Annotated in this window: 10 protein-coding genes and 1 pseudogene; 10 read left to right on the plus strand and 1 reads right to left on the minus strand. The window is 69.3% G+C overall.

What is annotated here, in order from left to right:
* Positions 1-1,005, minus strand: a 1,005-nt coding sequence (gene eccD / locus Q2100_RS24545) for a type VII secretion integral membrane protein EccD (protein ID WP_302916153.1), incomplete at its 3' end; no start/stop codon positions are given.
* Positions 1,006-1,070: 65 nt separating this feature from the next.
* On the opposite strand from eccD, the gene eccCa reads away from it, so the two are divergent.
* From eccCa to Q2100_RS24595, 10 genes and pseudogenes are all read left to right on the plus strand, one after another.
* Complete coding sequence (gene eccCa / locus Q2100_RS24550; RefSeq protein WP_302916154.1) at positions 1,071-4,880, plus strand: type VII secretion protein EccCa; 3,810 nt, start codon at positions 1,071-1,073, stop codon at positions 4,878-4,880.
* Positions 4,877-6,052, plus strand: coding sequence for a type VII secretion-associated protein (locus tag Q2100_RS24555; protein WP_302916155.1), 1,176 nt, complete (start codon positions 4,877-4,879; stop codon positions 6,050-6,052). The genes eccCa and Q2100_RS24555 overlap by 4 nt, the downstream gene beginning before the upstream one ends.
* 74 nt (positions 6,053-6,126) lie before the next feature.
* Positions 6,127-6,450 (plus strand): WXG100 family type VII secretion target, encoded by a 324-nt coding sequence (locus Q2100_RS24560; protein WP_269893785.1) that lies wholly within the window; start codon positions 6,127-6,129, stop codon positions 6,448-6,450.
* A 16-nt stretch (positions 6,451-6,466) separates the two neighbouring features.
* Positions 6,467-6,763, plus strand: a complete 297-nt coding sequence (locus tag Q2100_RS24565) for a WXG100 family type VII secretion target (protein ID WP_302916156.1) — start codon at positions 6,467-6,469, stop codon at positions 6,761-6,763.
* Positions 6,764-7,122: 359 nt separating this feature from the next.
* Positions 7,123-7,395, plus strand: a complete 273-nt coding sequence (locus tag Q2100_RS24570; protein ID WP_302916157.1) for a hypothetical protein — start codon at positions 7,123-7,125, stop codon at positions 7,393-7,395.
* A gap of 404 nt (positions 7,396-7,799) precedes the next feature.
* Positions 7,800-8,243, plus strand: a complete 444-nt coding sequence (gene rplM, locus Q2100_RS24575; RefSeq protein ID WP_264011164.1) for a 50S ribosomal protein L13 — start codon at positions 7,800-7,802, stop codon at positions 8,241-8,243.
* Positions 8,244-8,278: 35 nt separating this feature from the next.
* Positions 8,279-8,743 carry a 30S ribosomal protein S9 gene (gene rpsI, locus Q2100_RS24580; protein WP_407667683.1) on the plus strand — a complete coding sequence of 155 codons (465 nt, stop codon included), beginning with the start codon at positions 8,279-8,281 and terminating at the stop codon, positions 8,741-8,743.
* Between the two features lie 311 nt (positions 8,744-9,054).
* Positions 9,055-9,465, plus strand: coding sequence for a hypothetical protein (locus Q2100_RS24585; RefSeq protein WP_302916159.1), 411 nt, complete (start codon positions 9,055-9,057; stop codon positions 9,463-9,465).
* A gap of 360 nt (positions 9,466-9,825) precedes the next feature.
* Entirely contained in the window at positions 9,826-10,200 is a 375-nt protein-coding gene (locus Q2100_RS24590; protein ID WP_302916160.1) for a hypothetical protein, read from the plus strand.
* Between the two features lie 144 nt (positions 10,201-10,344).
* Positions 10,345-10,630, plus strand: a pseudogene (locus Q2100_RS24595) (phosphoglucosamine mutase); the annotation flags it as partial.

The following is a 10,630-nucleotide window of genomic DNA, read 5'->3' on the forward strand; positions in this document are numbered from 1 at the left end:
CACCAGCAGCACGCCCGCCAGCGCTGCAGCGGACGCGCCGGCCACCAGGGCCGTGAGAAGCCACCGCCCTCGTGCTGCCCGCCGGTCGGCGTCACCCTCGACGTCCAGTGTGTGTCCCGCCGCCACCAAGCCGGCCAGCAGCACTGACAACCGCGCCGCGGAACTCAGCATGACGAGACCGAGCACGGTGAGAATCGTTCCGATGACGGCCGTCGGCGCCGCCCACATCACCGCGGCACCGAGTGCGGCGGCGATGAGCGAGCCGGTGACGGCGACCGCTGTCAACCACACGGACGGCCGAACGGACAACCGGAGCAACAGGATAGACGCCGCGGTCACCGAGGATGCGGCCAGCAGGAAGTTGGCCGGGGCCGGACCGCCGGGCACGATCCGGTAGCCGAGCACCGCGGCGAGCAGCAACGCGACGTGCTGCAGGCTACGGCGCCACCACGGGTCCGGACCCGTCCGTTCGGCGACCACCGCCGCAGCCGCCGCCGCGGTGGCGAGTGCGCCGACAATGCCGAGATGTATTGCGGTGGAGGACGACACAGCGGCGCATGTCACTGCGACCGCACCGGCCGCGACCGTCCAGGCCGTCGCTGCGGACGTGATCAGCCGCGACGGCGGGCCGCCCGCCGCGGCATCGGCCACCACCGTCGAAAGGTCCTGCGATCTGAAAGTTGGTGGCGGCGGTTCGTGGCGGGAGAGTAGGAGCACCTCACCGTCGCGGACGCCGATCTCCGACAGACTCATCGACTGGTCGAGGACCGCGCCTGCGACGCGGCACAGCCGCCAGCGGATCGGTGCATCCGGGCCCGGCACTCCGACCCCGTCGATGATCGACGGCAGCAACTCCGCAATGGTCATCGCCGACGGCAATGCGAGATCAACTGTCCCGCAATGATCGCCGTCGACGCTGTGTACCGAAATCCGGCGCAGAGAATCCGACACCGCATCACCCCCCGTGATCGTCGGCGATGTCACCGTAACCGACGGTGCGGGCATCGGTGCGCGCCAAATTTCCTGCCTGGGGATGGAACCCGTTCGGCGCCCGCGCCGTCTGATCGACGATGGAGTTCATCCGAGGCAAGCGGCTGTCGGTGCCGGCGGTGGCCGACGGCGACATCGCCGTGCAACCTCCGCCGGAGGTGCCGCACGTGACGCCGGCCAATCCGCTGGCGCGGCTGCTTCCGGTCGCGATGGTGGTCGCCGCCGGCGGCATGATGGTGCTCTACTTCACCTCCGGCGCCTCGGGTCCCCGCAGCCCGATGTATCTGCTGTTCCCGGTGATGATGGTGCTTTCGCTGGTCGGCACACTGGCCTACGGCCTGCGGGGTGCCCGGACCGCTGAGCTGGACCAAGGGCGACGCAACTATCTGCGGTACCTTCAGGCGCTGGACCGGGCGGCCGCCGAAACCGCGCGGGCACAACACCGATCGTCGCACTGGCGGCATCCGCCACCCGACGGGCTGTGGACCCTGGCCGGTGGGGCGCGGATGTGGGAGCGTGCACCCACCGATGACGACTTCGGTCACGTCCGCCTCGGGCTGGGGACCCAACCGCTGTCCACCCGGTTGATCGCGCCTCCCGCACGACCCGTCGAGGAACCTGATCCGGTGGCCACCTCGGCGGTCGATCGGCTCATCGGCAGCCGCGGCATCGTCACCGACGTGCCCGTCGCGGTCGACCTGTTCCGCGGCGACGCGATAGCCGTCACTGGTGCGGGTGACGCCGTGCGGACCCTGTTGCGGGCCGTGCTGTGTCAGGTGGCGGTGCTGCACGGCCCTGAGCACGTCAGGATCGCCGCGGTCACCGACCCCACCACCGGGCCCTGCTGGGACTGGCTGAAATGGTTCCCGCATCACCGGCATCCGGACACCTTCGACGGCGCTGGACCGGCGCGGATGACGTACACCACCGTCGCGGCCGCGCGCGATGCGGCGGCCGATCTCCTCGACGGCTGTGCCGGCATTGTGATCGTCGTCGACCTCGCGGTGCCCGAGATCCCGGAACCGTTGCGCTCGCAGACCGGCGCGGCGGTGACGGTGCTCCTGGTCGCAGCGGCCGGTACGACACCGCGCGGCACCACACCGTGGATCGTCGACGGCGGCGTCCTCACACTCGATGACGGCCAACGGGTGCTCGCCGACGGTCTGGATGCGGCTGCTGCCGTCGCATGTGCCCGCAGGCTCGCTCCATACCTGCCGGTGGCCGCCGAAGCGGACGATCCATTGCTCAGCCGCACCGACTGGCCGGCGCTGGTCGGCATCGACCTCACCCACCTCGACACGGCCGACGTGTGGCGATCCCGCGATGCCGCAGCGCAACTGCGGGTGCCGGTCGGTGTCTCCGAGCACGGTGAACCCGTCCACATCGACGTCAAGGAGGCGGCGCACCGGGGGATGGGTCCCCACGGTCTGTGCATCGGCGCCACCGGGTCGGGGAAGTCGGAGTTCCTGCGCACACTCACGTTGGGCATGCTCGTTTCGCACCCTCCGGACCGGCTGAACGTCATCCTGATCGACTTCAAGGGCGGCGCGACGTTCCTGGGCTTCGATCGCGCCGCCCACGTGTCGGCGGTGATCACGAATCTGGCCGACGAGGCGCATCTGGTGGCCCGGATGAAGGACGCGCTGTCCGGTGAGGTCACTCGCCGGCAGGAGGCACTCCGCGCGGCGGGCAATTTCGCCGACATCGCCGAGTACCACCGGGCGAAGGCCCGTCGCCCGGACCTCCCCGCTCTGCCGTCCCTGCTGATCGTGGTCGACGAGTTCTCCGAACTGCTCAGCCAGCACCCCGATTTCGCGGAGTTGTTCGTGGCGATCGGGCGGCTCGGCCGGTCACTGGGCATGCACCTGCTGCTGGCCAGTCAGCGCCTCGACGAAGGACGGCTGCGCGGTCTGGACAATCATCTGTCCTACCGGGTGTGCCTGAAGACATTCTCCGCCGGTGAATCACGTGCGGTTCTCGGAGTGCCCGACGCCCACCACCTGCCCGGCGCACCGGGCGCGGCGTACCTGCGAACGGCCACCGGGGAACTCATCCGATTCCAGACCGCCTACGTCTCGGGCACGGCTGTCGAGCCTGTGCGATCCTCGGCGACCGCGCCGATCGCCGTGCCGTTCTCCGCCGTGCCGGTGCCCCGGCCACCCGCCGAAGCCGGGCCCGGCGCGAGCTCGGGCCGCAGCGTCCTCGACACCGTGCTCGACCGGTTGGCCGGTCACGGCACGCCCGCACATCGGGTGTGGTTGCCGCCGCTGACCGAGCCGCCGACGCTGGACCAGCTGTTGACCCATGGCGGCCTCGGAGCGCTCACCGTCCCGATCGGCCTGGTGGACCGGCCGTTCAAGCAGCGCCGGGATCTGGTTACCGCCGTGCTCTCCGGCGCGGAAGGCAACGTGGCGGTCGTCGGCGGGCCACGCAGCGGCAAGTCGACCGCCCTGCGCACCTTGGCGCTGGCGTTGGCGGCGACCTCCGATCCCCGCGACGTGCAGCTCTACTGCCTCGACTTCGGCGGTGGGGCGCTGGCGGCATTGCACGCCCTGCCACACGTCGGCGCCGTGGCCGGCCGCCACGAGAGCGATCTGGTCCGCCGCACGGTGGCCGAACTCGAGTCGGTGGTGCGGGCCCGCGAGCTCGGATTCCGGGAACTGGACATCGACTCGGTGTCGGAGTTCCGGCGCAGGCGGGCGGCCGGCGATCCGGCGGTTGCCGCCGACCCGTTCGGTGACGTCTTCCTCGTCGTGGACGGCTGGGCAGTGGTGCGTCAGGACTTCGAGGGCCTCGACGCCGCCATCACCGCGCTGGCCGCACAGGGCCTGTCCTTCGGCGTGCACGTCGTCCTCGCCGCATCGCGGTGGGCGGACATCCGTCCCGCACTGAAAGATCAGCTCGGCACCCGGATCGAACTGCGGCTCGGCGATCCGGCGGAGTCCGAGATGGATCGCAGGCGGGCAAGGGATCTGGTCGACTGCCCACCCGGCCGCGGGATCACCAGGGACGGCGCCGACTTCACGATCGCACTGCCGCGGCTGGACGGTGTGGCAGGCCCGGCCGGGCTTGCGGATGCGCTCGCCGACGGTGCGCAGTACCTGCGGGCGCGTCACCACGGCCGGGGTGCGGCGCCGATCAGGCTGCTTCCGGCGCGGGTCGAGCTGTCCGAACTCACCGCGGCAGCCGCTCTGGGCGGCCCGGTCGTACTCGGCGTCGGTGAGCGGCGACTCGCGGCCGTCACGCTCGATTTCGACGAGCAGTCACATCTCATCGTCCTGGGGGAGCCGGGGTGTGGGAAGACCTCGACGCTGCGCACGCTGTGCGCCGAGATCGTGCGTACCAGGGACGCGCGGTGCGCCGAACTGGTGATCGTCGACTATCGCAGGACGCTGCTCGGTGTGGTGGAGACCGATCATCTCCGGGCCTACCTGATGTCCGTGGGCGCGGTGAACGCTCACCTGCCCGCCCTGCTGGAACGGCTGCGCGGACGCCTGCCCGGCGATGAGGTGACACAGCGCCAGCTGCGTGACCGGTCGTGGTGGTCGGGGCCCGAGATCTATCTCGTGGTCGACGATTACGACCTCGTCGCGGGGAGTGCGGGTCATCCGTTGACGGCGCTGGTCGACTACCTGCCGCACGCGAAGGACATCGGTTTACACGTCGTGGTCGCCCGCCGTTCGGGCGGCGCGGCGCGGGCGATGTTCGATCCGCTGCTGTCCCAGCTGCGCGACCTGGGCACGATGGGCTTGCTGATGAGTGTGCAGCCCGAGGACGGCGTGCTGCTCGGGTCGGTGCGGCCGGCGGTCCGCCCGCCCGGTCGGGCCGTGCTGCTGGCCCGAACCGCGGACGAGCAGATCGTCCAGGTGGGGTGGACTGAGCCGCCGTGACCGCGGTGATCGAGGTGGGGCCGATGGCGGTGTCGGGAGTCGGCTCCGTCGACAGTGAGAGTGCTCTGGCTGCACTGGAATTCGTCGACTCGGGGTTGGCGCTCGTCGGGGAGCGGCCGGTGCCGACCGACGAGTTGTGGCGCGACGTCCTGCGTTTCGCCGCCGGGGGACCGGTGCACGCGGTGGTGTTGGTCTGTCCGACGTGGTGGCCGCCACGCCGTGTCGATCGAGTGCGCACCGCGGCGCAGTCGTGGGCTACCGACGTGGTGGTCCTCACCCGCGCGGAAGCGCTGCGCGCGGCGGTGTCCGCGGTGGATCCGGCCGTGGTCGAGATCGGTCCCGACCTCGTCGTCGTCACCGCAGGCGACGAAGTCGCGGCGCTGCCCCGCGTCGGCGATCCGCTGCGGGTGGGCCTGGCGGCGGCCGACGCGGTGGGCATCGGCGGCGCCGTCGTCATCGACGCACCCACGGACGTGCCGGGAGCGGTCGATTTGGGTTCTGCGATCGCCGACTCGGTACGACCGGACGGAGTCGTTGTGATGCGCGTCGACCGCCGCGCGGTTCGGGCCGCTGCCGCGAATCTCTGCGCGCCCGAACCGTCAGCCGACATGGCGGTGACGACGCCACGCCGTCGCGGCCGCCGCGGCGTCGCCGTCCTCAGTGGCGCGGTCCTCTCGGTCGCGGGACTGGGCGTCGCGCTCACCGGTCGGGCCGACCCGGTTGAACCTGTGCCCGACGGACCGGAGACACTGCTCGTCGAGGGCCGGGTGGCGATCAAGGTGCCGGCTGTGTGGGCCGTGGAACGGATCACGGACGGGCCGGGATCGGCGCGCGTGCAGGTGAACTCGCCGGACGACCCGGAGACGGCGCTACTACTCACCCAGTCGCCCGTGGCGCCGGGGACGACACCCGAACAGGTCGCCAACACCCTGCGGGTCGCGCTGGCCGACGAAACGCCTGGTGTCTTCACCGACTTCGTGCCCGACCAGCGTAGGGGAGATCGACCCGTCGCGTCCTACCGCGAGATCCGGCCGGGGCGCCACATCGACTGGTCGGTGTTCGTCGACGGCGCCGTGCGGATCGGCGTCGGGTGCCAGGGACCGCCGGACCCCGAGCGACAGGTCGGAGCCGTCTGTGACAGGGCCGTCCGATCCGCACATGCGATCTTTTGAGGAATCGAGGGAACCGGATTGCTCTGCGCTGCGTCGAACTTGATATCGCACAACGACACTGGAAAGGCGATCCCATGACGACACCCGGCGGTGGTGCGCTCAACACCGACTTCGACCTGATGACCTCGGTGGCGGGCAAGGTCGACGCGCGTAACGAGGAGACCCGCGCGATGCTGCAGTCCTTCATCGGCAGGATGGGCAGTGTGCCGCCGTCGGTGTGGGGTGGTGTGGCGGCGACCCGGTTCCGCGATGTGGTCGAGCGGTGGAATGCCGAGTCGACGAAACTCCATGTGGCGCTGCAGAGGATCGCCGAGACGATCCGGCACAACGAACGGACGCTGCGCGACGCCGGTGACGGTCACTCGCAGCGCATCGACGCCGTCGCCACGAACCTCTGAGAGAACGGGAACCGTCATGGATCAGGTGCTGTCCTACAACTTCGACGAGATCGAGTACACGGTTCGTCAGGAGATCCACCAGACGTCGACACGGATGAACGCGGCACTCGACGAACTGCGTTCGCACATCGCGCCGCTGCAGCAGATCTGGACGCGCGAGGCGGCCGAGGCGTTTCGGGCCGAGCAGGTCCGGTGGGATCAGGCGGCCGCGGCGCTCAACGAGATCCTGTTCAGCCTGGGCAACGCGGTCCGCGACGGCGCCGACGACATGGCGGCCACCGACCGCAGTGCCGCCGGCGCTTGGGGGTGGTGACGCGATTCATCACAGACTCTGTGCGGTCCTGCTGGGAGGAGAGCCCGGCGGGACCGCACAGCTCTGTGTGCTCGACGGCCTGGCCTGGTTTCTGCGCTGAGGGTTGTGGCGATGCCGAAGCGACAGCCCTGGGTGCAAAAACCGGAGCCGCTGCGGTGATCGCCACGCACGGAGGTATCGGCAGACCGACAGCGGTGCGAGCGGCTGTTTCCCGCCGCAACGACCCGCCTGTCGTCGGTATTGCCTTGGCGCACTGACGGCGTAGCGTTTATTCATGGACGGCGGGCACGGTCGACTGGCCGGGTGGTATGCGATCGACCAAGTCTCGCGAATCGCCGTCAATCGCGGCGGAATGTGGGATGGCGCCGACGGAAGCGACGGATACGGTGAATGACGCGACGTTCCTAGCGCTGATCCTCAGTGCGTTGTTCGTCTTCGTGATCGTCGCCGTCATCGCCAAGGAGTATTTCGACAACCGCTCAGTCAAGAAGCGTGTGAACGAGGCGAGGCGCCGTCGCTGGACTGGAGGCCAGGGCGACGGCGGAGGTTGCGTAGACGGCGGTTGCGTCGGCGGGAGCAGCGATTGTGTCGGCGGGGGGAGCAGTTGCGGCGGAGGCGGCGGAGGCGACTGACGGCGACGGTTCAAAAGTCGTGACCGCACAGCTCTGTGTGCTCGACGGCCTGGCCTGGTTTCTGCGCTGAGGGTCGTGGCGATGCCGAAACGACAGCCCTGGGTGCAAAAACCGGAGCCGCTGCGGTGATCGCCACGTGTTCTCGCTGGTCAACGTGGTACGGGCAGGAGACGTCAAGGCGGCTTGACCAGCGTCGACGGTAGACTCAGTGTCCTGGTCGGCCCGCCGCACGGGACCCGCAAAGGGCGTTTTGACCTGCGACGACGTGCACCGGTAAGCTGCTCCGTTGGCGTGCGGTACGCACGAAGTCCTCGGGTCACTGTCGGTCGCCGAGACCACTTCACCGTCAACGCCTGACCGGCACCCCGGGTCACCGGGAACCCCGAGAAGAAGAGGTAAGCGCTGTGCCTACGTACACGCCGAAGGCGGGTGACACCACGCATTCGTGGTATGTCATCGACGCCACCGACGTGGTCCTCGGCCGGCTCGCCGTCGAAGCAGCCAAGCTGCTCCGCGGCAAGCACAAGCCGACGTTCACGCCCAACGTCGACGGTGGCGACTTCGTCATCATCGTCAACGCCGAGAAGGTCGCCATCGGTGGCGACAAGCTCACCAAGAAGTTCGCCTACCGCCACTCGGGTTACCCCGGCGGCCTGCGCAGGCGCACCATCGGCGAGCTCCTGGTCAAGCACCCGACCCGCGTCGTCGAGAACGCGATCGTCGGCATGTTGCCGCACACCAAGCTGAGCCGCCAGGTGCAGAAGAAGCTGAAGGTGTACGCGGGTCCCGACCATCCGCACGCCGCGCAGCAGCCGGTTCCGTTCGAGATCAAGCAGGTGGCCCAGTGACCGAAACGACCGAAGACGTGACCACCGAGGCCACCGTGACCGACGAGGCCACCGAGGCCACCGAGGCCACTGAGGCCGCCGAAGCCACCGAGGCCCGCGAGCCGGTCTACATGGAGCGGCCCATTCAGACCGTCGGCCGCCGCAAGGAGGCCGTGGTCCGCGTGCGCCTGGTGCCCGGCACCGGCCAGTTCAACCTGGACGGCCGCACCCTGGAGAACTACTTCCCCAACAAGGTGCACCAGCAGCTGATCAAGGCGCCGTTCGTGACCGTCGACCGGCTGGAGAGCTTCGACGTCTACGCCCACCTCGACGGCGGCGGACCTTCCGGGCAGGCCGGCGCGCTGCGCCTGGCGATCGCCCGGGCGCTGATCATCGTCCAGCCCGAGGACCGGCCGGCCCTGAAGAAGGCCGGCTTCCTCACCCGTGATCCGCGTGCCATCGAGCGCAAGAAGTACGGCCTCAAGAAGGCCCGCAAGGCGCCTCAGTACTCGAAGCGCTGATCTGCGCAGAGACGCAAAACCGATCGCCGAGCATGCCGCGTGCATGCTCGGCGATCGGCGTTTGTGAGCCGTCACACACTGCGGTCTGAGTAAACCGAGCCGGCGCTGTGCGCGGGAGTGACGGCGCAGCAGTTACTTAGGGCGTATCACGGTGTGCCCGGTTCGGCGACGGTGAGTTTGAGTTCCGCCCCGCCGCTGCGAAACCCTCGATCCCGGAGCACGGACGCCATGCGGCGTCGGCAGGACCCTGCCTCTGGTGCGACGCGAGTCGCAGACCGGACTGTTGCTACCGAATCCGAGAGGAGTGATTGATGACGAACGCCAAGAGCATCGTGAAGAACGTCGCAGCGGGCACCCTGATGGGTGGCGGGCTGCTGATCGCCGCAGGCCTGGGCACCGCGAACGCGCAGCCCCTGCAGAACACCCCGGACGGCCTGGTGAACGTCGCCGTCGCCGAGCAGACCATCCTCGAGGGTGTGAGCACCGACGAGGCCGCGACCAAGACCGCTGCGATCTGCGGCTCGGAGGTCGCCGAGGTGACCGCCCTGGCCGACCGCGTCGACGCCGAGGGCACCGAGCAGACTGTGTGCGCCGGACTGCCCGGTGGCGACCTCGTGGTGACCCAGAACGCCGCGCAGCCCGAGGGTGCCGAGAGCGGCGCCGCTGAGACCGGCCCGGAGGGCGTCGAGACGCCCGACAGCGCGCCAGTCCAGACCGGATAACTCACCGATCTCACCGCCCGTGTCCGCCCGGACACGGGCGGTGAGTCGTTTGAATTGACGGCGGCTTCCATCGGCCAGTAACGACCCGCCGAGCGGTCCCGATCTCATAGATAGGAATGCGACCTGCGGCTAAGCACAGCACTATTTACGTCTCAGTTAATTAGTTGGACGCATTATACGCTTCCTTCCAAAAAGATTTCTGTGAAAACGGTTTGATCTTTCCCTTGATCGAGGAAGCCCTCTGTCAGGAAGTTCGGGCGCCGTAGCGGCGTTGGCAGGCAATTCCTGCCTCCGGTACGAGTCCAGTCGCTCGTCGAGGGGCCGGACCGCAACTTCCACGACTGAAAGGGATCCACCGAGATGAAGAACATCATGAAGGCCACAGCCGCAGGTGCAATGATCGGCGGCTCGCTGCTGTTCACCGTCGGTATGGGCAGTGCCACCGCGCAGCCGCTCAACGTGCAGGACGGCCTCGTCAACGTCGGTGTCGGAGACGTGACAATCCTCGAGAACGTGAACGTCGGCGTTGCCGCGCAGGTGATCGCAGCCATCTGCGGCACCGACGTGACCGCTGCCGTCCTCGGCGAGGTCGACCAAACCGGCGACACCCAGACGTTCTGCAACCTCCCAGGTGGCGACGTCGCCGTGACTCAGAACGCCGGAACCCCGGGGCAGTCAGGGCAGGTTCCTCCCGGAAATCCGCAACCCGGAACTCAGGGCGGCCCGAACCGCTAACGAAACCTGACCTCACCGCCCGTGTCCGCTTCCGGACACGGGCGGTGGGCTGTCCGGGTCTCGCCGCCGTATCGGTTCGGCGGCGGAGCGGACGGCATGCGCGCGGGTTGGCTCTCGCACCGCGATGTGTGAGAGGTTGTGCGCATGGGTCGACTCTTCGGCACCGACGGGGTGCGCGGCGTCGCCAATCGGGACCTGACGGCCGAGTTGGCGCTGGCGCTGGGCTCGGCGGCGGCCCGCAGGTTGGGCGCCACCGGCGGGCACGGCCGACGGCGCGTCGCAGTCGTCGGCCGCGACCCACGGGCCAGCGGCGAGATGCTGGAGGCCGCGGTGATCGCCGGGCTGACCAGCGAAGGCGTCGACGCGCTGCGGGTCGGCGTGCTGCCGACGCCCGCGGTCGCCTACCTGACCAGTGCCTACGACGCCGACT

The organism is Mycolicibacterium arseniciresistens (assembly GCF_030519285.1).
In the GTDB taxonomy this organism is placed as follows: Bacteria; Actinomycetota; Actinomycetes; order Mycobacteriales; family Mycobacteriaceae; genus Mycobacterium; species Mycobacterium arseniciresistens.